The organism is Ancylobacter polymorphus (assembly GCF_030813495.1).
Taxonomy (GTDB): domain Bacteria; phylum Pseudomonadota; class Alphaproteobacteria; order Rhizobiales; family Xanthobacteraceae; genus Ancylobacter; species Ancylobacter polymorphus.
This window is the reverse complement of sequence record NZ_JAUSUI010000011.1, coordinates 1-21,134: the sequence shown is the minus strand read 5'-3', so window position 1 is coordinate 21,134 and position 21,134 is coordinate 1. Positions and strand designations below refer to the sequence as shown.

At 70.1% G+C, this 21,134-nt stretch carries 24 protein-coding genes and 1 riboswitch; of the genes, 19 read left to right on the top strand and 5 right to left on the bottom strand.

Annotated features, from left to right (window positions below):
• Position 1 precedes the first annotated feature (1 nt).
• From J2S75_RS20385 to J2S75_RS20370, 4 genes are all read right to left on the bottom strand, one after another.
• Positions 2-544 (bottom strand): response regulator transcription factor, encoded by a 543-nt coding sequence (locus J2S75_RS20385; protein ID WP_307022735.1) that lies wholly within the window; start codon positions 542-544, stop codon positions 2-4.
• Complete coding sequence (locus tag J2S75_RS20380) at positions 541-1,821, bottom strand: ATP-binding protein (RefSeq protein ID WP_307022733.1); 1,281 nt, start codon at positions 1,819-1,821, stop codon at positions 541-543. Before J2S75_RS20380 ends, J2S75_RS20385 begins: the two co-directional genes overlap by 4 nt.
• 314 nt (positions 1,822-2,135) lie before the next feature.
• Positions 2,136-2,483, bottom strand: a complete 348-nt coding sequence (locus J2S75_RS20375; protein ID WP_307022730.1) for a hypothetical protein — start codon at positions 2,481-2,483, stop codon at positions 2,136-2,138.
• A 15-nt stretch (positions 2,484-2,498) separates the two neighbouring features.
• Complete coding sequence (locus tag J2S75_RS20370) at positions 2,499-2,756, bottom strand: hypothetical protein (protein ID WP_307022728.1); 258 nt, start codon at positions 2,754-2,756, stop codon at positions 2,499-2,501.
• 136 nt (positions 2,757-2,892) lie between these two features.
• On the opposite strand from J2S75_RS20370, the gene ccoN reads away from it, so the two are divergent.
• The 15 genes from ccoN to J2S75_RS20295 all read left to right on the top strand — a co-directional run bounded on the left by ccoN (position 2,893) and on the right by J2S75_RS20295 (position 16,855).
• Positions 2,893-4,368 carry a cytochrome-c oxidase, cbb3-type subunit I gene (ccoN, locus tag J2S75_RS20365; protein ID WP_307022726.1) on the top strand — a complete coding sequence of 492 codons (1,476 nt, stop codon included), beginning with the start codon at positions 2,893-2,895 and terminating at the stop codon, positions 4,366-4,368.
• A gap of 11 nt (positions 4,369-4,379) precedes the next feature.
• Positions 4,380-5,123 (top strand): cytochrome-c oxidase, cbb3-type subunit II, encoded by a 744-nt coding sequence (ccoO, locus tag J2S75_RS20360; RefSeq protein WP_307022724.1) that lies wholly within the window; start codon positions 4,380-4,382, stop codon positions 5,121-5,123.
• Positions 5,120-5,287, top strand: coding sequence for a cbb3-type cytochrome c oxidase subunit 3 (locus J2S75_RS20355; RefSeq protein WP_307022721.1), 168 nt, complete (start codon positions 5,120-5,122; stop codon positions 5,285-5,287). The genes ccoO and J2S75_RS20355 overlap by 4 nt, the downstream gene beginning before the upstream one ends.
• Positions 5,274-6,143, top strand: coding sequence for a cytochrome-c oxidase, cbb3-type subunit III (ccoP, locus tag J2S75_RS20350; protein ID WP_307022719.1), 870 nt, complete (start codon positions 5,274-5,276; stop codon positions 6,141-6,143). Before J2S75_RS20355 ends, ccoP begins: the two co-directional genes overlap by 14 nt.
• On the top strand, positions 6,143-7,657 hold the full coding sequence (locus tag J2S75_RS20345) for a 4Fe-4S dicluster domain-containing protein (protein WP_307022717.1): 1,515 nt from the start codon (positions 6,143-6,145) through the stop codon (positions 7,655-7,657). The genes ccoP and J2S75_RS20345 overlap by 1 nt, the downstream gene beginning before the upstream one ends.
• Complete coding sequence (locus J2S75_RS20340; RefSeq protein ID WP_307022716.1) at positions 7,654-8,130, top strand: FixH family protein; 477 nt, start codon at positions 7,654-7,656, stop codon at positions 8,128-8,130. The genes J2S75_RS20345 and J2S75_RS20340 overlap by 4 nt, the downstream gene beginning before the upstream one ends.
• The gene (locus J2S75_RS20335) at positions 8,127-10,337 is read left to right on the top strand and encodes a heavy metal translocating P-type ATPase (RefSeq protein WP_307022714.1); all 2,211 of its coding nucleotides are present in this window, start codon (positions 8,127-8,129) and stop codon (positions 10,335-10,337) included. Before J2S75_RS20340 ends, J2S75_RS20335 begins: the two co-directional genes overlap by 4 nt.
• Complete coding sequence (ccoS, locus tag J2S75_RS20330; protein WP_018388272.1) at positions 10,337-10,495, top strand: cbb3-type cytochrome oxidase assembly protein CcoS; 159 nt, start codon at positions 10,337-10,339, stop codon at positions 10,493-10,495. The genes J2S75_RS20335 and ccoS overlap by 1 nt, the downstream gene beginning before the upstream one ends.
• Complete coding sequence (locus J2S75_RS20325; protein ID WP_307022712.1) at positions 10,492-11,235, top strand: hypothetical protein; 744 nt, start codon at positions 10,492-10,494, stop codon at positions 11,233-11,235. The genes ccoS and J2S75_RS20325 overlap by 4 nt, the downstream gene beginning before the upstream one ends.
• 7 nt (positions 11,236-11,242) lie before the next feature.
• Positions 11,243-11,935, top strand: coding sequence for a sulfite exporter TauE/SafE family protein (locus J2S75_RS20320; RefSeq protein ID WP_307022710.1), 693 nt, complete (start codon positions 11,243-11,245; stop codon positions 11,933-11,935).
• 225 nt (positions 11,936-12,160) lie between these two features.
• A complete protein-coding gene (locus tag J2S75_RS20315) occupies positions 12,161-12,643 on the top strand; it encodes a hypothetical protein (RefSeq protein WP_307022708.1) in 483 nt (160 codons plus the stop codon).
• A gap of 54 nt (positions 12,644-12,697) precedes the next feature.
• The gene (locus J2S75_RS20310) at positions 12,698-13,543 is read left to right on the top strand and encodes a Crp/Fnr family transcriptional regulator (protein ID WP_307022706.1); all 846 of its coding nucleotides are present in this window, start codon (positions 12,698-12,700) and stop codon (positions 13,541-13,543) included.
• Between the two features lie 29 nt (positions 13,544-13,572).
• Positions 13,573-13,805, top strand: a riboswitch (cobalamin riboswitch).
• Between the two features lie 35 nt (positions 13,806-13,840).
• On the top strand, positions 13,841-14,518 hold the full coding sequence (locus J2S75_RS20305) for an energy-coupling factor ABC transporter permease (RefSeq protein WP_307022703.1): 678 nt from the start codon (positions 13,841-13,843) through the stop codon (positions 14,516-14,518).
• Between the two features lie 124 nt (positions 14,519-14,642).
• Positions 14,643-15,899 carry a CaiB/BaiF CoA transferase family protein gene (locus tag J2S75_RS20300; RefSeq protein ID WP_307022701.1) on the top strand — a complete coding sequence of 419 codons (1,257 nt, stop codon included), beginning with the start codon at positions 14,643-14,645 and terminating at the stop codon, positions 15,897-15,899.
• Complete coding sequence (locus tag J2S75_RS20295; RefSeq protein ID WP_307022699.1) at positions 15,896-16,855, top strand: hydroxymethylglutaryl-CoA lyase; 960 nt, start codon at positions 15,896-15,898, stop codon at positions 16,853-16,855. Before J2S75_RS20300 ends, J2S75_RS20295 begins: the two co-directional genes overlap by 4 nt.
• 63 nt (positions 16,856-16,918) lie before the next feature.
• Here J2S75_RS20295 and J2S75_RS20290 read toward each other — a convergent pair whose 3' ends face one another.
• Positions 16,919-18,157: a CaiB/BaiF CoA transferase family protein gene (locus tag J2S75_RS20290; RefSeq protein WP_307022697.1), complete on the bottom strand. Its 1,239-nt coding sequence runs from the start codon at positions 18,155-18,157 to the stop codon at positions 16,919-16,921.
• 274 nt (positions 18,158-18,431) lie between these two features.
• On the opposite strand from J2S75_RS20290, the gene rplU reads away from it, so the two are divergent.
• The 4 genes from rplU (at position 18,432) to obgE (ending at position 20,955) form a co-directional block, all read left to right on the top strand.
• A complete protein-coding gene (rplU, locus tag J2S75_RS20285) occupies positions 18,432-18,740 on the top strand; it encodes a 50S ribosomal protein L21 (protein ID WP_307022695.1) in 309 nt (102 codons plus the stop codon).
• A 29-nt stretch (positions 18,741-18,769) separates the two neighbouring features.
• Complete coding sequence (gene rpmA / locus J2S75_RS20280; RefSeq protein WP_244450154.1) at positions 18,770-19,039, top strand: 50S ribosomal protein L27; 270 nt, start codon at positions 18,770-18,772, stop codon at positions 19,037-19,039.
• Positions 19,040-19,183: 144 nt separating this feature from the next.
• On the top strand, positions 19,184-19,855 hold the full coding sequence (locus tag J2S75_RS20275) for a GNAT family N-acetyltransferase (RefSeq protein ID WP_307022692.1): 672 nt from the start codon (positions 19,184-19,186) through the stop codon (positions 19,853-19,855).
• Between the two features lie 65 nt (positions 19,856-19,920).
• Positions 19,921-20,955, top strand: a complete 1,035-nt coding sequence (obgE, locus tag J2S75_RS20270) for a GTPase ObgE (RefSeq protein WP_244450156.1) — start codon at positions 19,921-19,923, stop codon at positions 20,953-20,955.
• Positions 20,956-21,134: the final 179 nt, after the last annotated feature.

Genomic DNA, 21,134 nt, shown 5'->3' with positions numbered 1-21,134 from the left:
CTCACCGCACCGGCCGCTTCTCCAGCTTGCGCGCCAAGGTGCGCCGGTGCATGCCGAGCCGGCGCGCGGTCTCGGAAATGTTGAAGTCCGTCTCGACAAGCGTCTCGTGGATGCGTTCCCATTCGAGACTTTTCAGCGAGGTGGGGCGCCCGTCCAGCGGCACCGACACATCGCCCTCGGTGCGCTCGAACGCCTTCTCGATGTCGTCGGCATTGGCGGGCTTGGGCAGGTAGTGGCAGGCGCCGAGCTTGATCGCTTCCACCGCCGTGGCGATGCTGGCGAAGCCGGTGAGCACGACGATCCGCATGCCGGGGTCATGGGCGTGCAATGCCTTCACGCAGTCGAGCCCGGATTCGCCGGCGAGCTTGAGATCGACCACGGCAAAGGCGGGCCGGGCGGCGATCAGCAGGGGCGCCATCTCCTCCAGCCCGGCGCAGCTCGCCACCTCATAGCCGCGCCGCTCGAAGGAGCGCTTGAGCGTGCGGGCGAAGGTGGCGTCGTCCTCCACGATCAGCAGCGGCCGGATGGGCCGCGCCACGCTCACGGCCGGCCTCCCGAAAGCCCGGCCAGCGGCAGGGTCAGCCGCACCTGCGCGCCGCCGCCGGCGGGCGCGGCGATGTCCAGCGCGCCGCCCAGCCGGCGCAGCACATTGACGACGAGGAACAGGCCGAGTCCGGCGCCGGCCCGCCCCTTGGTGGAACGGTAGGGCTTGCCGGGCGCCGCCGCGATGTCGGCGGGAAAGCCGGGACCGCGATCGGTCACTTCCAGGCACAGCGTCGCGCCCTGCCGGCGCGCCACCACGCCTACCCAGTCGGGGGAGGCTTCCAGCGCATTGTCCAGCACATTGACGATCACCTGCTTCAGCGCGAGATCGGAAATGACCGGCTCGTCCGGGGCGAAGCCATTGTCATAGGCGAAGGCGGCCGGCGCGCGCAGCGCCTGCCAGTCCGCCACCGTCTCGTCGAGAAAGGCCCGCACGCCGGTGCGGATCGTGCCTTCGCCGCGCGCCTCGCCGGAGGAGAGCAGAATGCCGGTGACGATCGCCTTGCAGCGCGCGAGCTGCGCCTGCATGTCCGCCAGATCCTGCGCCAGCTCGCCGTCGCGGGTGAGCGCCGGCATCTTCTCCCAGTCATTGAGAATGACCGAAAGCGTGGAGAGCGGCGTGCCCAGCTCATGCGCCGCGCCGGAGGCGAGCAGCCCCATGCGCACCACATGCTCCTCTTCCGCCGATTGCTGGCGCAGCTCGGCCAGCCTTGCGTCGCGCCGACGCAGATTGGCGGTGATGCGGGTGATGAACGCCACCAGCAGGCAGGCGGAGAGCAGGAAGCAGATGAACATGCCCTGTATGTGCAGGTTCCAGAACCCGCCCACATGGCTGTGCGGCATGTTGATGTCGCGGTGGAAGGCGGTGAGGCCGACGAAGCAGGTGCTGGTGATCGCCACCAGCGTCCACACCGACCACGCCTCCAGCAGGATGGCGCCGAGAATGACCTGCAGCAGAAACAGCGAGATGAACGGGTTCAGCGCTCCGCCGCTGAGAGAGAGCTGCACGGTGAGCGCGCCCACATCCAGCAGCAGTTCGAGGAACAGCTCGGTATTGGTCACCCGGTCGCGGTGGCGGTAGCGCAGCAGGCTGACGAGATTGAGCCCGACGAGAAAGGCGACGACGGCCAGCATCTCCGCCAGCGGCAGGGCAATGGCGAGTACGGCATGGACGAACCAGATGGTGGCAAGCTGCCCGATCGCCGCGATCCAGCGCAGCTGGATCAGCAGCAGCAGGTTTTTCCTGTCGCTGGCATCGCCGCTCGTATCGGAAACCAATCCTCACGCCTCCTGCCGCGCCTCTGCAGCGCCGTCCGCGGCATTGCCCGCCGCCGGCGCGCGACGCGGGCACAGAATTACCCTTCTGCGGCTTCTAGAGCGAGTGCGCCTTGAGGCCGATTGGGCATTCTGTCCAAGGGCGCAGGCGGCGGTCCACTGTTAAGTAGTTCTACGAAACCCATGGACGCGCCGGTCTCGATGACGGCGCGGCAAAGACCTCGTGCGCTCAAGTAGCGCAAGTTTGAGGAATGCTGATGTATTGCCTGTCCCCGACCGGCACGAAAAACCTTCGCGGTCCGCAAAATACATGCGCATCAGGCGAAAGGGGCGCGGATCGACCTGTGCGTGTCGGTGCCGCTGCGGGCGGCAACCCGCACCCGCGCCAGCTTCACCAGCCGATTTCCGGTGCGCGCCGGGCGGCCCTTGCGCGGCGTGTCCTCATCCTCGCCCATCAGCATGATGGCAAATCCCATCTGCACGCTGCCGAAGGTGATGCCGACGGCGCAGGTGAGCACGGTCAGCGCAATGAGGCCGGAGGCGGACTGCCCGGCCAGCGTGCCGAGCCGGCCGACATCGAGCAGCACCAGCGCGCCGACGAACAGCGCGCCGAGACCGACGCCGATCAGCGCGTGACGGAGGAGGAAGCGCACGAGCAGGGGCATGGGGCCGTTCCCCGTTCAGGTTCGTGCGGCCGGCCGGCGCATCAGCCCGATGGCCTCGGCCGCGCACATGCCGCCAGCATAGACCGCCAGCAGCGCGGTGAAAACGGCGAAGCCACGGTCGTCGGCGGCCGCGAATCCGGCCAGGGCGAGGAGCGCGAGGCCGCCATGGCCGAGGCCGATCGCCCAGCCCACCGTCTCCCCGCGCGGGCCCAGCGCGGCATAGGCACCGGCGATGAGGGCACCGGCCAGCAGAAGGAAATGGACATTCGTCATATCGGCTCTCCCGTAATACGTAGAAGCGACGAAATGATTTCACGTTATATTTCGATAAGTCAATATTCATGCGTAAAAAGAGAATCATTGTACTTTATCGAATTAATTAATACATGCTTGGAAGGGGATAGCTGACATGGATGCGGCTCTCTCCCTGGCGCCGTCGATCCGCGCGCACACCATTCCCGGTTACAACGACGCCATCGTCCGCCGCTTTACCGTGGCGACGGTGCTGTGGGCGCTGTTCGGCTTTTCCGCCGGGGTGATGGTGGCGGCGCAGCTCGCCTATCCCCAGCTCAATCTCGGCGCATATGTCACCTTCGGCCGGCTGCGGCCGGTGCACACCTCAGGCGTCGTCTTCGCCTTCGGCGGCAATGCGCTGATCGCCACCTCGCTCTATGTGGTGCAGCGCACCTGCCAAATCGGGCTGTGGGGCGGGCCGCGCCTCGCCAATTTCCTGTTCTGGGGCTACCAGGCGTTCCTGGTCATCGCGCTCTCCGGCTATGTCCTCGGCATCACCCAGAGCCGCGAATATGCCGAGCCGGAATGGTATGCCGACCTGTGGCTGGCGGTGGTGTGGCTCGCCTATCTCGCCATCTTCGTCGGCACGCTGATGCGCCGGCGCGAGCCGCACATCTATGTCGCCAACTGGTTCTTTCTCGCCTTCATCATCACCGTCGCGGTGCTGCACCTCGTCAACAATCTGGCGATGCCGGTTTCCCTTGTCGGCGCCAAGAGCTATTCGGCGTTCTCCGGCGTGCAGGATGCGATGGTGCAGTGGTGGTACGGCCACAACATCGTCGGCTTCTTCCTCACCGCCGGCTTCATCGGCATCATGTATTATTTCGTGCCGAAGCAGGCGGAACGGCCGATCTATTCCTACCGTCTGTCCATCGTACATTTCTGGGCGCTGATCTTCCTTTATATCTGGGCCGGCCCGCACCATCTGCACTACACCTCGCTGCCCGACTGGACGCAGACGCTCGGCATGGCGTTCTCGATCATGCTGTGGATGCCCTCCTGGGGCGGCATGATCAACGGCATCATGACGCTCTCGGGGGCGTGGGGGAAACTGCGCACCGACCCGATCCTGCGCTTCCTCGTCGTCGCCGTCGCCTTCTACGGCATGGCGACCTTCGAGGGGCCGCTGATGGCGTTGAAATCGGTCAATTCGCTCAGCCATTACACCGACTGGACGGTCGGCCATGTCCATTCCGGCGCGCTGGGCTGGGTCGCCTTCATCTGCTTCGGCGCGCTGTACTACATGGTGCCGCGGCTGTGGCGGCGCCCGCTCTGGTCGCACCGGCTGGTGGAATGGCACTTCTGGATCGCCTCCATCGCCATCGTTCTCTACATCACCGCCATGTGGGTCGCCGGCATCGCGCAGGGGCTGATGTGGCGCGCCTATGACGCCTTCGGCTTCCTGCAGTACTCCTTCGCCGACAGCGTCGCCATGCTGCACCCCTATTACGTGATCCGCCTGATCGGCGGGGTGCTCTACCTCACCGGCGGGGTGCTGATGGCGGTCAATTTCGCCATGACGCTGCGCCAGCCGCTGCGCCAGCCCGATCCCGCCCGCGCGCCGCAGGCCGCGCCGACGCCGGCGTCGTGAGGGAGGCGGAGATGGCAACGAACGCTGAGAACCCCACCGGCCACGCGATCATCGAGCGCTCCACCACACTGCTCTTCGTGCTGACCCTGCTCGTCGTGCTGATCGGCGGGCTGGTGGAGATCGTGCCGCTGTTCAAGCTGGAGACCACGGTGCAGCCGGTCCCCGGCATGCGGCCCTATTCGCCGCTCGAACAGATCGGCCGCAATGTCTACACCCGCGAGGGCTGCTACACCTGCCACAGCCAGCAGATCCGCCCGTTCCGCGACGAGGTGGAGCGCTACGGCCATTACTCGGTCGCCGCCGAGAGCATGTACGATCACCCCTTCCTCTGGGGCTCCAAGCGCACCGGGCCCGACCTCGCCCGCGTCGGCTCGAAATATTCCAACGCCTGGCACCTCGCCCATATGGAAGACCCGCGCAGCGTGGTGCCGGTGTCGATCATGCCGGCCTATGCCTTCCTGAAAGACCGCGACATCGACGTGGAGGGCTTCGGCGCGCATATGCGGGCGCTGCGCGCGGTCGGCGTGCCCTACTCGCCGGACATGATCGCGCAGGTCGCCGCCGATATCCGCGCGCAGGCGAGCGGGGAGGATGCGGAGGGGCTGCTCGCCCGCTACCCCAAGGCCCGGCTCGGCGATTTCGACGGCCAGCCCGGCCGCATCACCGAGATGGACGCGCTGATCGCCTATCTGCAGGTGCTGGGCACGCTGGCGGAGTTCCCCGCCGGCCGCGTGACGGGGAGCGGCCAGCCATGAGCGAGGCTCTCATCGTCTTCGCGCTGAAATACTGGCTGGTCGCCGCCGTGCTGCTGTTCGTCGCCCTGCTCTGGCAAGTGTTCCGGCCCGGCAGCCGCGCGCAGATGGACCGCCACGCCCGTATTCCCTTCGCCTTCGAGGAGGACCGCGATGGCCGCGCCTGAACGCGATTCCCTCACTGGCTATCACACCACCGGCCATGAGTGGGACGGGATCAAAGAGCTGAATACTCCCATCCCCCACTGGTGGGTCACGGTGTTCCTCGGCTCGTGCCTCGTCGCGGTGCTCTATATGTGGCTGTACCCCTCCTTCGCCACCACGACCGGCATCTTCAAGGGCCGGCTGGGATGGACCAGCCATGGCCAGCTGGCGGAAGAAATGGTGCAGGCCCGCGCGGCGCAGGCAGGTTGGCGTAGCCTGCTCACCGACACACCGCTGGAACAGGTGGAGGCGAACGCCGATCTGCGCCGCTTCGCCATTGCCGGCGGGCGCGCCGCCTTCAACGAGAACTGCGCCCCCTGCCACGGCGTCGGCGCCGGTGGGCAGATCGGTCAGTTTCCGGCGCTGGTGGACGATGACTGGCTGTGGGGCGGCTCGCTGGCCGACATTCGCCAGACCGTGCGCTATGGCATCCGCTCCGGCCATGACGAGACCCGCCAGAGCCTGATGCCGGCCTTCGGCGAGATGCTGTCCGCCGGCGAGATCGATTCCATTGCCGCCTATGTACTTACCCTTTCCGATCCCTCGGCGGCGGCGTCCCGCGCGCGCCTGCCGGGGGCGGAACTGTACGCGGCCAATTGCGCCGCCTGCCATGGCGCGGCGGGCGAGGGCAGTCGCGACATGGGCGCCCCCCGGCTCAATGACGCGATCTGGCTCTATGGCGGCACCAGGGACGCCATCCGGCACCAGATCGCCAATCCGCGCATGGGCGTGATGCCAGCCTTTGCCGGCAAGCTGGACGACGACACGATCCGCATGCTGGCGCTCTATGTCCATTCGCTGGGCGGGGGAGAACGCTGATGCCGGCGACTACGCTGCAAGGTCTCGCCCCCTCCCGCGCCATTGCCCGGCCGGACATTCCCCATGCGGTGCGCGGCCGCTTCCGCCGCCTCAAGACCGCGCTCACCGTGGTCCTGCTCGGCCTCTATTTCCTCACGCCCTGGCTGCGCTGGGAGCGCGGCCCCGGCCTGCCGGGGCAGGCGGTGCTGTTCGATCTGCCGGGCCGGCGGCTCATGGTGTTCGGCCTGGAATTCTGGCCGCAGGATCTGCCGATTGCGGCGGGGATGATGGTGTTCGGCGCCATGGCGCTGTTCTTCGCCACCACGCTCGCCGGGCGGGTCTGGTGCGGCTTTGCCTGCCCGCAAACCGTGTGGTCGGACCTGTTCTTCGCTGTCGACCGGCTGATCGTCCGCCTTGTCGGAAAGGGGGCGGCGGAGCGGCGGCTGCGCACCGTGGCATGGCTGCTGATCGCGCTGGCGACCGGCATCGGCTTCACCGCCTATTTCATCGATGCGCCCACCCTGCCGGGGCGTCTGCTGGCCGGGCAGGCGCCCGCCACCGCCTATGCCACGGTGCTGGTGCTTACCGGCACCACCTGGCTGCTCGCCGCCTATGCCCGCGAACGCGTATGCCTGCACATGTGCCCGTGGCCGCGCTTCCAGGCGGCATTGCTCGACCGGCAGAGCCTCGTCGTCACCTATCAGCACGGGCGCGGCGAGCCGCGCGGGCGCCGGCGCACGCCGCTGCGCCCCGATCTCGCCGGGCAGGGCTTCGGTGAGCCGCAACCGACAGGGCCGGCGCCCGCCGCGCCGCGCCTGATGGGGCTGGTGGCAGAGGCGGTGGCCTTCTCCGCGCCGGAACCCTTCCCCTCGCTGCGCGGCGACTGCATCGACTGCACGCGCTGCGTCACCGTCTGCCCGACCGGGGTCGATATCAGGCGCGGCCTGCAAATGGGCTGCATTGGCTGCGGCCTGTGCATCGACGCCTGCAATGAGGTGATGGTGAAGCTCGACCGGCCCGAAGGGCTGATCCGCTTCGATGTGGAAAGCGCGCCGCTCCGGCCGTTGCTCGCGCCGCCGCGCGTGGACTGGCTGCGGCCCAAGGCGCTGGCCTTCGGCCTCGCCGCGCTGCTGGCGCTCGGCTTTTCCGGCTATGGCATGGCGACGCTGCCGCCGGTGAGCGCCCATGCCGAGCCGCAGCGCAACCCGCCCTTCGTCCAGCTCTCGGATGGCAGCGTGCGCAATGACTATGCGCTGCGCCTCGCCCATCGCCGCGCCGGGCTGGCGGAGGTGGCGCTGCGGGTCGAAGGGCTGGAGGGGGCGCAGCTGCGGCTCGGCACGCAGGAAGGCGCGCCCGCGCCAGTGCTTCGCATCGCCATCGGCCCGGACCGCAGCCTCGACGAACGCCTGCTGGTGCAGCTGCCGCGCGCCGACGTGCCGTCCGGGCGCCACGACATCGCAATCGTGCTGACCGATCCCGATAGCGGCGCCGAACTCGCCCGGCTGCCGAGCTATTTCTGGGGACCGGAGCGGTGAGCCGCCCCGACACCTCGCCGCGCCGGCGCCGGGATGCCTGGATTCCGGCCGGCTTCGTGCTGTTCTTCATCGCGCTGGCCGCGTTGCAGCTCTGGTTCGTGCTGCTGGCCAATCGCAGCTTTTCCGGCCTCGTCACCGATCCCCGCCCGTCCGCCGGCCGCTACGCTGCGGCGCGGGCGCCGGACTGGACCGCACGGCTCGCCTTCGTGCCGAGCGAGGCGCTCGCCGGCACCCTCGGCGTGGAGATCGCCGGGGCGAACGGCGCGCCGCTGACTCCAGACCGGCTCGTCGCCACCGCCGAGCGCGCCACGCGCTTTCCCCAGCTCGTGCCCATCGCCCTGCACGAGGTCGGCCCCGGCCGCTTCGAGGCGCCGCTTCGCCTGCCGCTGGCCGGCGACTGGGCGATCCGCCTCACCCTGACGCAGGCCGGCGCGACCTCCGAGCGCATCGCGACGCTGGAGGTGGCGCCGTGAGCCTCGCCTATGCGCCCGGTGCCGCGGTCGAGGAGGCGTCCGGCCCGCGCTCCGTCCACGGTTTCGTCGAGAGCGAGGGAACGAGCCGGCGGCTGCACCTGCTGGTGGAGGGCGCCCATTGCGCCGCCTGCATCGGCGCCATTGAGGGCCGGCTGACCGCCGATCCCTGCGTCACCGGCGCCCGGCTCAACCTCGCTTTGCGCCGGCTCAGCTTGGAATGGCAGGGCGAGGCGCGCCATGCGGATGCGCTGGCCGGGGCGGTGGAAGCGCTGGGCTACAAGGTGGCGCCGTTCGACCCCGCGCATCTCGCCCGTCTGGACAGCGACACCGGGCGCGAATGGCTGCGCGCGCTGGCCATCTCAGCCTTCGCCTCCTCCAATGTGATGATGCTCTCGCTCGCCGTCTGGGCCGGGCAGGCGCAGGACATGGCGCCGGGCACGCAGGCGCTGTTCCAGTGGCTCGCCGCCCTCGTCACCGTGCCGGCGGTGGCGGTCGCCGGGCGCCCCTTTTTCCGCTCGGCGCTGCGGGCGCTGCGGGCGGGGCGCAGCAACATCGATGTTCCCATCGCGCTGAGCCTCCTCCTCACCGTCCTCATCAGCCTGATCGAACTCGCCCGCCAGGGCCGCGATGTCTATTTCGACAGCGCGACCGCGCTGCTCTTCGTGCTGCTGGTGGGACGCACCCTCGATTTCCGCGTCCGCGCCCGTTCCCGCCGCGCGGTGGAGCGGCTGTTGATGCTCAAGGCGCAGGGCGCGGCGGTGTGCCGGGAGGACGGCACGGTCGAGGTGCTGCCGGCCTCCGCGATCCGGTCCGGCATGGTGGTGCTGGTGCGCGCCGGCGAGCGCGTGCCGGTCGATGGCACTGTGCTTGAAGGGAAAACCGACCTCGATGTCGGCATCGTCACCGGCGAGAGCCGGCCGCAGGCGGTGGCGCCGGGGGCCCTGGTGCTCGCCGGCAGCGTCGCCCTCACCGCGCCGCTGCGCATCCGCGCCAGCGCCGGCGTCGCGGACAGCCATCTCGCCGATATCGTCCGTCTGGTCGAGCGGGCCGAGCGCACGCGCGGCTCTGCCGTGGCGCTGGCCGACCGCGTGGCGCGCATCTGGACGCCGGTCATCCATGGCGTCGCGCTGGCGACGCTCTGCGGCTGGTGGCTCTTGACCGATGCCGGCTTTGCTGCCGCGCTGCTGCACGCGGTGAGCGTGCTCATCATTGCCTGCCCCTGCGCCATCGGCCTCGCCGTGCCGGCGGTGCAGGTGGTGGCGACCGGCGCCCTGCTGAAGCGCGGAATCCTGCTGCGCGCGGGGGATGCGCTGGAGCGCCTCGCCCGCATCGACCATGTCGTCTTCGACAAGACCGGCACGCTGACGTCAGGCGCGCCCACCGTCACAAGCTGGCCGGACGACGCGGAGGCGATCCGCCTCGCCGCCGCACTGGCGGCGGCAAGCCGGCATCCCGTGGCGCGGGCGCTGCGTGCGGGCCATCCGCAGGCACGCCCGCTCGCGGGCGTGGAGGAGATTCCCGGCGAGGGTCTTCGGGCGCCGTGCGACGGCGGCGAGGTCCGCCTCGGCCGCGCCGCCTTCTGCGGCCTCGCCCCGCTGGACGCGGCGACGAGCGAGGTCTGGCTCACCCGCCCCGGCCATCGACCAGTCCGCTTCCTCATCAAGGATGCCCCGCGCCCGGAGGCGGCGCGGGTGGTGGCGGCCTTTGCCGCCGCCGGCGTGCCGGCGACCCTGCTCTCCGGCGATCGCCCCGGCGCGGTCGCCCGCCTCGCCGCGGCGGTCGGCATCGGTGAGTGGCAGGCCGACCGGCGGCCCGGGGACAAGCTGGCGCGGCTGGAGGCGTTGCGGGCCGTGGGACGGCGCGTGCTGATGGCCGGCGACGGGCTGAACGATGCCCCGGCGCTGGCCGGCGCCTTCGTCTCCGCCAGCTTCGCCCATGGCGCCCCCGCCAGCCAGAGCGCCGCCGATCTGGTGCTGCCTTCGGGCGATCTCGCGGCGCTGCCGGTGGCCTGGCGGACGGCGCGGCGGGCGCGAGGCCTCATCCTTCAGAACCTCATCCTCGCCGCGCTCTACAACATGGCGCTGATCCCCGTCGCGGTGCTGGGGCTGGTGACGCCGCTCGGCGCCGCCATCGCCATGGCGGCGTCCTCGCTCACCGTCACGCTCAACGCGCTGCGGGCCGGGGCGCCCGACCGGGAGCGGGGCTGATGGACGTGCTGCTGTTTCTCGTCCCCATCGCCCTCGCGCTCGGCACGCTCGGTCTCGCCGCGTTCTTCTGGACGCTGCGCGCCGGCCAGTATGACGATCTCGACGGCGCCGCCGCCCGTGTCCTGCTCGACGATGATTCCCCGGAGGCCGCTCCATGACCCGTCCCGTTCCGCCTGCTTGCCTGCGTGACCCCGCGCCGCTTCGTCCGGCGCCGATGCCGCGCGCCGTGCCGTTTCTGCTCAACATGGCGCTCGCCGCCGCGCTGGGTGGCTTCCTCGGCGGCTGGGCCGGGGCGCTGGCCGGGGCGGGGGTGCTATCGGCGCTGCTGGCGGCCTTCGTGCTGGGGCCGGCGCTGGCGCGGCATGTGACGCCGCTCTCGGCGCGGCTCGCCCGCGCCGCCGCGCCTCTGGTTGCGGTCCTGCGTCCACTGCTCGGCCTCGTGCTGCTGCCGCCGGCCGCCCTGGTGACGATCGGCGCCAGCCTGCTGCTGCTGGCGTGGCAGCGCACATTGGGGCGGCTGAACCCGCCGCAACTGCCGGCCGTCGCGGCGCTGCAGCGGCGTGCCGGCACATTGTGGGCGCTGCTGGGCGGGCTGCTGGCGGCGGGCAATCTGCCGATGACGGCGGTCAATGCGCTGCTGCTTCTCGTTCTTGGCTGCATCCTCGGCGGCATTCAGGTGGCGTTCTATGTCGCGCTCGCCGCTGTGCCGGTGCTGATCTGCGCGCTGATGATGCTGGCGGTGGAATCGAGCCGCGAACCCGAGGACGGGCCCGCCTCAGTGCCCGTGTCGGCACAAGTGGCGGCGGCACCCGTTCCCGCCCTTTCCGTCGCCGCCCCTTCCCTCGCGGCGGTTTCTCCCGAGAGGGAAGCCGCCACGGCGGGGGCGGCAGCGCACTGAAGCGGAAATGGTCGATCTCAGCTTTCTCGGCGGCCTGCTGCTGGGCCTCGCTTCCAGCCTGCACTGCGCCGGCATGTGCGGGGGCATCGCCTCCGGCCTGCTGCTCGCCTTCGAGCCGGGGCGTGGCGTGGGTGCCCGCGCCCGCGTGCTGCTGGTCGCGCAGGCCGGCCGCATTGCCGCCTATGTCGCGGCCGGCGGGTTTCTCGGCGTGGTCGGCTCGGCCTTCTACGGCGCGTTCGACCACGGCGCCGCCCATCTCGTGCTGCGCTGGGCGGCATCGGTGGCGCTGGGCTGGATCGGCCTGTCGCTGCTCGGCCTCGCCCCGCCGCTGACGGCGGTGGACCGGCTCGCCGCTCCCCTCACCCGGTGGCTCCGGGGGGCGTCGGGGGGCGGCGCGGCGGGGGCGGCGCGTCCTTTCCTCTCCGGCCTCGCCTGGGGGCTGCTGCCCTGCGGCATGGTCTATGGCGCGCTGTTCTATGCCATGCTCGCCGGCAGCGGCGGGGGCGGGGCGCTGGTCATGGCCGGCTTCGGGCTGGGCACGCTGCCGGCCGTTACCGCCACCGCTTTTGGCGTCGCCAGCCTGCGCCATGGCGCGCGGGCGCCGCGCCTGCGCATGCTGGCCGGCACCGGCCTTCTCATGCTCGCCACGGTCAGCGCGCTGCTGCCGGAGGCGGCGTGGCAGGCGCTGTGCCTGAGCTGACGCGCCGGCGATAGGACGTCTTGTCCACTGTCGGCGCCGTGGCCCGGTGCTAGAGTGCGATCCGATCAGATTGAACCAATCTGATCGGTAAATCGCCCTCTAACTCTAAGATAGAGGACGCGTTATCCGATCAGCTTGCGATGCAAGCTGATCGGCGCGTGCTCTAGACTTCGCCCTGCGCGCCGGGCCTGTACCGTCGCGCCTTCTGCTCTCGCATGGGCCGCCATGGCACAGCCGAATCTCCGCCCTGACCGCCTGATCGCCGGCCTGCCCCTGCGGTCCTCGGTCACGCGCGGCGGCGGAATCGGGTTGCGGCTGCTGTGCGCGCTGGCGCTGATGCTGGCGCTCGCCCTGCACCGCCCGCCGGTGGCGGGCCCGGCCGGGCAGGGGATCGACCTCGCCCAGTACACGCTGCCCGATGGCACGGTGCCCGATCTCTGCCTCACCGGGGCGGGCGAGGCCGGCACGCCGCTCACCGCCCTTCACCGCCCCAGCTGCGAGGCCTGCCGCCTCCAGGCCATCGCTGCCCTTCCGGGGCCGGCGGAGGGTCTGTTCAGGCGCGCTTTCTTCCGCCGGCTGGTGCAGGCGATCGCGCCCGATGCCCGGCGCGCGACGCCGGACCCGCTTCCTCGCCTCTCCTCGCGCGGGCCGCCGGCGCCCGGCCGTGCCGCCCTGTTCGCGGCAGGCGGGCGCCTGCCAGTGCTGTGACGCTGCCGGAACGGCCCGCCTGAGGGGCTTCCGGCCCCTTGCCGGAGTGCCTCCATGTATATGAGCCCGCTTCCCGTCGACTCCCGGCCCCTCGGCCCGTTGCCGATCAGTGCGCCGCCGATCAGCCCCCTTCCAGCCTTGGAGCCGGCGTCGTTCGGCGTCGGGGTGCCGCTGCCATCGCCTGCCGGCCCGCGTGCCGCCAGCCCAGCGCTTTCCTGGGCGACGGGCCTCACCGTCGGCCTTCCCGCCCCGGCGGCGGACGCGGCCCCGCTCTACCGGGTGGGCAAGGGCTGCCTGGCGCTGATGCGCCAGCTCGATGCCGAGCGGCGGCAGATCCTCGACATTCTCGGTCCCGGCCGTCTCCTCGATGCGGCGGTGCTCGCCCGGCTGGAGGGAACGGCGGTGACGCTGGCGCCCACGGAGCTTGAGCCGGTGGAGGCGCCTCCCGAGCTCTGCCGCCGGCTGCGGGCGGAAAACCAGGAACTGCTGCTGGTGCGGGCGCTCGGCCACGTCACGCGGCTCGGCCGGCAGAGCGCGGGCGAGCGCGTGGCGGCGGCACTGCTCGACCTCGCGGCGCAGTTCGCGCAGGCCGGCGCGGCGCGCGGGCCGGCGGTCGGCTTTCCCCTGCATCTCGGCCGGGGCGACCTCGCCGACTGGCTCGGCCTCACGCTGGAGACGGTGAGCCGCTGCATGAGCCGCCTGCGCGAAGAGGGGCTGATCGCGTTCGGCCGGGAGGGGCGGCTGGTGCTTGAAGACCCCGCCGCGCTCGCGCGCGTCGCCGTCGGCGCGCGCAAGGTGGAGGCGCTCTATGCCGCCAAGGGGCGTCCGGCGGGGCGTCCGGCGGGGCGCCCGGCCTCCCGGCCTGTGCCTTCCGCCAACGCCGCGACTTGCGCGCCGTGAGCGCCCGCTGTTCTATGCGCGGGTCGATGCACCCATCGATTCCTCATGGTGTCCGCGAGGCCAGCCCTCGCGGATGAAACGGGAACGGGGAAGGGCGTTGCGCCGCAAGGTTGCGCGCCCGAAGCCCCGACCGCCCCCGCGACTGTGAGCGGCGAGCGGCCTTCCATCGAGCCACTGGAACGCGCCTTCGGGCCCGTCCGGGAAGGCGGAAGGCATGCCGTGACCCGCGAGTCAGGAGACCGGCCAGGAGGAGGAACCCCATGCGCGCCGTCGGGTGAGACGGCACAGGAGAACATCATGCATATCGAACCCGGCCTGGTGGCCGAAGGAAAGATCTGGCTCAGCTATGTGACGGCGGCCGGCGCGGGCGCCTATACGCTGAAGCTCGCCGCCGAGGCGGTGGCCCAGCGCGGCCTCGTCTCGCTCGCGGCCCGCAGCCTCGCCACCACGGCGCTCGTTTTCTGCTTCTTCGAAGTGCTGCCGCATCATCCGGTGGGCGTGTCCGAGGTGCATCTCATCCTCGGCTCGACGCTGTTCCTCATCTTCGGCGTGGCGCCGGCGGCGATCGGGCTGGCGGCGGGGCTGGCGATCCAGGGCGTTTTCTTCGCGCCGTTCGATCTGCCGCAATACGGCATGAACGTCACCACGCTGCTGGTCCCACTGTTCGCACTGGCCTCACTGTCCACCCGACTGGTCGCGCCGAACACGCCCTATGTGGAGCTGAAGTACCGGCAGGCGCTGGCGCTTTCCACCACCTATCAGGCGGGAATCGTGGCCTGGGTGGCGTTCTGGGCCTTTTACGGCCACGGATTCACGGTGGAAAACGCGTCGTCGATCGTTTCCTTCGGTGCCGCCTATATGCTTGTTATCATTGTGGAACCTCTGGTTGACCTCGCGGTGCTCGCCGCCGCCAAGGCGCTTAGCGGGCTGCGCGGGACGCCGCTGTTCGAGCGGCGCCTTTACGATCCGGCGTGACGCTCCAGGCCGGGTGGCGCCATGCCGCCCGGCATTTCTATCGGTGGTTCACGTCGAGGAAGGGTGGACCCTCGCGTCCTTTCGGTCGATAGATCGAAAAAACGACGTGTGAGGAGCGCCTGACATGGAAGCGTCGCAATCCGGTCCCGCCGAGGGCCCGCTCAGCGGTATCCGGGTGATCGAGCTCGGCAATCTGATCGCCGCTCCCTTCGCCGCCCGGCTGATGGCGGAGTTCGGCGCCGAGGTGGTCAAGGTCGAGGCGCCGGGTGAGGGCGACCCCTTGCGCAAATGGCGCAAGCTGCACGAGGGCACCTCGCTGTGGTGGTACCTGCAGTCGCGCAACAAGAAGTCCGTCGCCATCAATATGCGCCTGCCCGAGGGGCAGGAGGTGGTGCGCCGCCTGGTGCGCGAGGCGGATGTGCTGATCGAGAATTTCCGGCCGGGCACGCTGGAGCGCTGGGGGCTCGGCTGGGACGCGCTGAAGGCGATCAACCCCAATCTCGTCATGGTGCGAATCTCCGGCTTCGGCCAGGATGGGCCCTATCGCGAGCGGCCCGGCTTCGGGGCGGTGGGCGAGGCGATGGGCGGCATGCGCTTCACGACAGGCGAGCCGGACCGCCCGCCGGCCCGCACCGGCATCAGCATCGGCGACTCGCTGGCCGCGCTGCACGCGGTGATGGGGGCGCTGATGGCACTGCTCCACATCAAGTCCGGGCGCGGCACGGGGCAGGTGGTGGACGTGTCGCTGTTCGAAAGCGTCTTCAACATGATGGAGAGCCTCGTCCCGGAATATGATGTCTTCGACTTCGTGCGCTCCCGCTCGGGCGGCGCGCTGCCGGGCATCGCGCCGTCGAATTCCTACCCCACCAAGGAAGGCACCTATGTCATCGTCGCCGGTAATGGCGACGGCATCTTCCGCCGGCTGATGGGCGCGATCGGCCGCGACGATCTCGCCGGCGACCCGCGCCTCGCCTCCAATGACGGGCGCGTGCGCCATGTCGAGGAGATCGACGGCGCCATCACCGCCTGGACCCGCCGGCACTCGCTCGATGAGGTGACCGCTGCGCTGGACCGCGCCGAAGTGCCGAACGGGCGCATCTATTCGGTCGCCGACATTGTGAGCGACCCGCAATATCTCGCCCGCGACATGATCCTGCCTTCCACCTTGCCGGACGGGCTGAAGGTGAAGATGCCCGGCATCGTGCCCAAGCTTTCCGCCACACCCGGCGCGGTCAACTGGCTGGGTCCTCGGCTTGGCGAACACACCGCGCCGGTTCTGGCGGCGTTGGGTTATGGGGCCGAGGAGATTGCCGCGCTGGTCGCGAGCGGCGCCGTGGCCGCGGCCGGGGAGCCCGTTGAGGTCGGCGGAGATGCGCCGTGAACGCCCCGGCTTGCAGCGCCGGCTTTCCGCCGCGCGTCTTCCTCCAGGAAGTGGTGACCCGCGACGGATTGCAGATCGAGCCGCGCTTCCTGCCGACCGAGGATAAGGTGGCCCTGATCGACGCGCTGTCCCAGACCGGCGTCGCCAAGATCGAGGTGACATCCTTCGTCTCGCCCAAGGCGGTGCCGAACCTCGCCGATGCGCGCGAGGTGGCGCGTGCCATCACCCGCAGGCCCGATGTGACCTATGTCGCGCTGGTGCCCAATCTACGCGGTGCGGAGGCGGCGCTGGAGGCGGGGATGGACGAGCTGAACCTCGTGCTTTCCGTGAGCGAAACGCACAACCTCGCCAATATGCGGATGACGCCGGCGCAGTCGCTGGAGGGCTTCCGCCGCATCGTCGCTGCGGCGGCTGGCACCAGGGCGACGCTCAACGGTTCTATCGCCACCGCCTTCGGCTGCCCGTTCGAGGGGTGGCAGTCCTCCGAGAAGGTGCTTGACCTCTCGGAGGCCCTGCTCGAGGCGGGCCTGCATTCGCTGACGCTGGCCGATACCACGGGCATGGCCAATCCCCGTCAAGTCGGCGCGCTGGTCTCGGCCTTCCGCGCGCGCTTCCCCGGCGTGCCGCTGACGCTGCATTTTCACAATACGCGCGGCATGGGCCTCGCCAATGTCCTGAGCGCGTTGGAGGCGGGCGCGGACCGTTTCGATGCGTCGCTTGGCGGCATTGGCGGCTGCCCCTTCGCGCCCGGGGCGACCGGCAACATCTCGACCGAAGACCTCGCCCATATGCTGGGCGAGATGGGTGTCGCGACGGATGTCGACCTCGCTGCCCTGCTGGCGCTGGCGCGAAGCCTGCCGGCGCTGGTGGGCCACGACATTCCCGGCCAGGTGGCCAAGGCGGGCCGCAGCAGTGACCTTCATCCCGTGCCGGCGCATCTTGGCGCGGCGCAGTAGGAGAGCCCGCCATGATGGGCACGCCCCACATTGGTGGCCCTGGCCGAAGGCCCGCGCCCGGTATCAGATGATTCCGGACGCTCGCAGCGCCTCCCGCTCGGCCGGTGATAGGCCGAGCCGCGTTGCGAGCACCTCATCCGTATGTTGACCGAGCCAGGGCGGGGCGGTAGCGCCGTCCATCGGCGAATCCGCCAGCCGCAGCGGGCTGCGCACCCCTGATGCGGTGCCGCCGAGCGGGTGGGGAAGGTTCATCGCCAGCCCCCGCGCCAGCGCCTGCGGTTCGGCGAAGGCCTGGGCGATGGTGTTGATCGGCCCGGCGGGAATGCCGGCGGTGTCCAGCATGGCGAGCCATTCGGCCGTGCTCTGCCGTTTCAGCGCCTCCGCGATCAATGGCACGAGGGTGTCGCGATGCGCCACCCGTTCGCGATTGGTGGCGTAGCGCGCGTCCTGCGCCAGTACCGCGAGGTCGGCGAGGCGGCAGAAGCGGGCGAACTGCGCGTCGTTGCCGACCGCAAGGATGAGGTGGCCGTCGGCCGTCTCGAACGCCTGATAGGGCACGATGTTCGGGTGGGCGTTGCCGAGCCGGCGCGGCGCGGTGCCGCCGACAAGGAAGTTCAGCGCCTGGTTGGCGAGGCTCGCCACCGCAACATCGAACAACGCGATGTCGATCCTCTGCCCGCGCCCGCTCCGGTGGCGCTGCTCCAGCGCCGCGAGTATGGCGATGGTGGCGTTCAGGCCGGTGAGGATGTCGACCAGGGCGACGCCGACCTTCTGCGGCTCGGTCTCCGGGCTGCCGGTCACCGACATCAGGCCGGACATGCCCTGGATCATGAAGTCGTAGCCGGCCCGTCCCGCCTCCGGCCCGTCCTGACCGAAGCCGGTGATGGAGCAATAGATGAGGCGCGGGTTCAGCGCGGCGAGGCTGTCATAATCGAGGCCGTAGCGCTTCAGGCCGCCGACCTTGAAATTCTCGACCAGCACGTCGCTCTCGCGCGCCAGAGCATGGATCAGCGCCTGGCCTTCGGGTCGCGCCATGTCGATGGTCACCGAGCGCTTGTTGCGGTTGGCGGCGAGAAAATAGGCGCTCTCGCGTGTCGGGTTGCCCTCACCATCCGCCAGCCAGGGCGGGCCCCAGCCGCGCGTGTCGTCGCCCTCACCGGGCTTTTCGATCTTGATCACCTCGGCGCCGAGATCACCCAGGGCTTGCGTCGCCCACGGGCCGGCGAGGACGCGTGACAGATCGAGCACGCGGATGCCGCAGAGAGCCTGAGCGGACGGCGAAGGGGCGGCGGCATCGGTCATGCAAGCATCCTCGGGCTGGGCGCGGGGCGCGCACGATAGCCGCGCCGCCTTGGTTGCGCCATTGGCCTGCGGGCTCCCGGACACTGTGGCGGGAGGGCTACGCAGGCCTGTCGCCACCCGGCGAGAGGCGCTTTTCCTTGACAGCGGAGGGCTCGCTTTGTAAGGACCGCGCCTGCGTGGTGGGATGCTGTGTCCCCTGCGTTTCTTCAACCGACCGAAAGAAGCCGGTCCAGGCGGCAACGCCGGAGGCCGGCATCGAACGAAAGGACAAAACATGTTCGCGGTCATCAAGACGGGTGGCAAGCAGTATCGCGTTGCCCCCGATGCCCTCGTCACCGTCGGCAAGATCGAAGCCGAGGCTGGCGCCTCCGTGACCCTGCCGGTGCTCATGCTCGGCGGCGACAGCCCGAAGGTCGGCGCTCCCCTCGTGGATGGCGCTTCCGTGACCCTTGAGGTTGTCAAGCACACCCGCGGCGCGAAGGTCATTGCCTTCAAGAAGCGTCGTCGTCAGAATTCGCGTCGCAAGATCGGCCACCGGCAGGACTTCACCGTCGTCCGCGTGACCTCGATTACCGGCGCCTGAGACCGCCAGCTAGGAAATAGGAGAGCAACATGGCTCATAAGAAGGCAGGCGGTTCCTCCCGCAACGGTCGCGACTCGGCCGGTCGCCGTCTTGGCGTGAAGAAGTTCGGCAGCGAGAAGGTCGTGGCCGGCAACATCATCGTGCGTCAGCGCGGCACCACCTGGCATCCCGGCACCAATGTCGGCATGGGCAAAGACCATACCCTCTTTGCGCTGATTGACGGCCGAGTCGAGTTCCGAGCCAAAGCGAATTCCCGCACTTACGTATCCGTCATTCCGGCCGCCGAGGCCGCCGAATAAAGCCGGTGAGGGTTCTTGGAAATCCCGCCGGTCTCGCCCGACCGGAAGGATTTCCCGAACGTCCGTGACGGACACCCGGGGTACCCGACAGGGGAGGCGAGGAAACCGCCTCCCCTTCGTCGTTCCGGTCCCAGGAGCCCTCAGATGACCATTGTCGAAGCGACCCTCGGGTCACCTCTTGTCGAGAGCAGTACCGCCGTCCTCGAAACCGGCCGCCTCCTGCTGCGCGTGCCCCGGATCGAGGACATGACGTGGATCGCCGAGCTCGCCGACAACCGAAAGGTGGCGGAGATGACGGCGAACATCCCCCATCCCTACGGCATGGCGGACGCGGCCTCCTTCGTGGCCAATCTGCCGGGTGGACCGGAAGCGGCGACCTTCGCCATCTTCCTCAAGAACGAAGCGGCGCTGCGCCTGCCGGGGCAGCCGGCCTTTGGGCCGGCCATTCCGGTCGGCATGTGCGGCTTCAACCGCCGCGAAGAGGACGTGCCGGAAATCGGCTACTGGCTCGGCGAGCCCTATTGGGACCACGGGATCGCTACCGAGGCCGTGCGGGCGCTGATCGATCACGCCTTCGGCGACCGCCGGCTTACGGCGCTCACCGCCTCCGCCCGGGTCGTCAATCCGGCTTCGCGCGGCGTGCTGGAGAAGTGCGGCTTCCAGTGGACCGGCGTCGGCCTGGCCCGGGTGCGGGCGATCGGCGCCTCGGTGCCGGTCGATCGCTTCCGGCTGGAACGGCGGCTTTGGACCTCGCTGCGTGCCTGGGGTGCCACCCAGCCGGCGCGGTTGCACGAGCTCGAAGCCGTTCGGCATTGAGCCGGCCTTTTGTTAGTCTTGGAGGGCTCCCGCCCCGTGGGTGTCCGCAACGTTGAGCCGTACCAATGAAGTTTCTTGACCAGGCCAAGATTTATGTCCGCGCCGGCGATGGCGGCGCGGGCTGCCTCTCGTTCCGGCGCGAGAAGTTCATCGAGTTCGGCGGCCCCGACGGCGGCGACGGGGGGAGGGGGGGGGATGTTTGGATCGAGTGTGTCGATGGGCTCAACACGCTCATCGACTATCGCTACCAACAGCACTTCAAAGCCAAAAAGGGCGGCTACGGCATGGGAAAGAACCGCGCCGGGGCCAAAGGCGACGATGTTGTGCTAAAAGTGCCGGCGGGCACCGAGGTTCTTGAGGAGGACGGTGAGACCGTTCTGGCCGATCTGACCGAGGTCGGCCAGCGCATCCGCTTCCTCAAGGGCGGCAATGGCGGCTTCGGCAACGCGCATTTCCAGACCTCGACCAACCAGGCCCCGCGCCGCGCCAATCCCGGCCAGGAGGGCGAGGAGCGCTGGATCATCCTGCGCCTCAAGCTGATCGCCGATGCAGGCCTCGTCGGCCTGCCCAATGCCGGCAAGTCGACCTTCCTCGCCGCCACCACCGCCGCCAAGCCCAAGGTGGCGGACTATCCCTTCACCACGCTGCACCCCGGCCTTGGCGTGGTAAAGGTCGACGGGCGCGAATTCGTCCTCGCCGACATTCCCGGCCTGATCGAGGGCGCGCATGAGGGCGTCGGCCTCGGCGACCGCTTCCTCGCCCATATCGAGCGCTGCCGCGTGCTGCTGCACCTCGTCGACGGCACCAGCGAGCATGCCGGCAAGGCCTACAAGACCGTGCGCGCCGAGCTCGACGCCTATGGCGCCGGCCTTGAGGACAAGCCGGAGATCGTCGCCCTCACCAAGATCGATTCGCTCGACGCCGAGACGCTGAAGGCGCAGATGGACCGGCTGAAGCGCGCGGCGAAGAAGAAGCCGCTGGCGCTGTCCGCCGCCACCGGCGATGGCGTGCGCGAGGCGCTGCGCGCGCTGCTCGGCATCATCGACGAGGGCCGCGCGGAAGAGGCCGACAAGGTGGTGCCGGAGCCCTGGCGCCCGTGACGCCGCTCCCTCTCCCCTCGGGGGAGAGGGTTGGGGGTGAGGGGGCTGCGCGCCGGCCCTCGGCGCGCCGGCCCTGTGCGGCCTGGGGGGGGGGGGGGGGGGGGGGGGGGGGGGGGGGGGGGGGGGGGGGGGGGGGGGGGGGGGGGGGGGGGGGGGGGGGGGGGGGGGGGGGGGGGGGG

What these genes read in the sequence shown, in the direction of transcription:
- J2S75_RS20320 (WP_307022710.1), top strand. Translation starts at nt 11,243, where the DNA reads ATGGTCGATCTCAGCTTTCTCGGCGGCCTGCTGCTGGGCCTCGCTTCC.
- ccoN (WP_307022726.1), top strand. Translation starts at nt 2,893, where the DNA reads ATGGATGCGGCTCTCTCCCTGGCGCCGTCGATCCGCGCGCACACCATT.
- rpmA (WP_244450154.1), top strand. Translation starts at nt 18,770, where the DNA reads ATGGCTCATAAGAAGGCAGGCGGTTCCTCCCGCAACGGTCGCGACTCG.
- J2S75_RS20310 (WP_307022706.1), top strand. Translation starts at nt 12,698, where the DNA reads ATGTATATGAGCCCGCTTCCCGTCGACTCCCGGCCCCTCGGCCCGTTG.
- J2S75_RS20325 (WP_307022712.1), top strand. Translation starts at nt 10,492, where the DNA reads ATGACCCGTCCCGTTCCGCCTGCTTGCCTGCGTGACCCCGCGCCGCTT.
- J2S75_RS20300 (WP_307022701.1), top strand. Translation starts at nt 14,643, where the DNA reads ATGGAAGCGTCGCAATCCGGTCCCGCCGAGGGCCCGCTCAGCGGTATC.
- ccoS (WP_018388272.1), top strand. Translation starts at nt 10,337, where the DNA reads ATGGACGTGCTGCTGTTTCTCGTCCCCATCGCCCTCGCGCTCGGCACG.
- J2S75_RS20315 (WP_307022708.1), top strand. Translation starts at nt 12,161, where the DNA reads ATGGCACAGCCGAATCTCCGCCCTGACCGCCTGATCGCCGGCCTGCCC.
- J2S75_RS20355 (WP_307022721.1), top strand. Translation starts at nt 5,120, where the DNA reads ATGAGCGAGGCTCTCATCGTCTTCGCGCTGAAATACTGGCTGGTCGCC.
- ccoO (WP_307022724.1), top strand. Translation starts at nt 4,380, where the DNA reads ATGGCAACGAACGCTGAGAACCCCACCGGCCACGCGATCATCGAGCGC.
- J2S75_RS20345 (WP_307022717.1), top strand. Translation starts at nt 6,143, where the DNA reads ATGCCGGCGACTACGCTGCAAGGTCTCGCCCCCTCCCGCGCCATTGCC.
- J2S75_RS20305 (WP_307022703.1), top strand. Translation starts at nt 13,841, where the DNA reads ATGCATATCGAACCCGGCCTGGTGGCCGAAGGAAAGATCTGGCTCAGC.
- rplU (WP_307022695.1), top strand. Translation starts at nt 18,432, where the DNA reads ATGTTCGCGGTCATCAAGACGGGTGGCAAGCAGTATCGCGTTGCCCCC.
- J2S75_RS20375 (WP_307022730.1), bottom strand. Translation starts at nt 2,483, where the DNA reads ATGCCCCTGCTCGTGCGCTTCCTCCTCCGTCACGCGCTGATCGGCGTC.
- J2S75_RS20275 (WP_307022692.1), top strand. Translation starts at nt 19,184, where the DNA reads ATGACCATTGTCGAAGCGACCCTCGGGTCACCTCTTGTCGAGAGCAGT.
- obgE (WP_244450156.1), top strand. Translation starts at nt 19,921, where the DNA reads ATGAAGTTTCTTGACCAGGCCAAGATTTATGTCCGCGCCGGCGATGGC.
- ccoP (WP_307022719.1), top strand. Translation starts at nt 5,274, where the DNA reads ATGGCCGCGCCTGAACGCGATTCCCTCACTGGCTATCACACCACCGGC.
- J2S75_RS20290 (WP_307022697.1), bottom strand. Translation starts at nt 18,157, where the DNA reads ATGACCGATGCCGCCGCCCCTTCGCCGTCCGCTCAGGCTCTCTGCGGC.
- J2S75_RS20370 (WP_307022728.1), bottom strand. Translation starts at nt 2,756, where the DNA reads ATGACGAATGTCCATTTCCTTCTGCTGGCCGGTGCCCTCATCGCCGGT.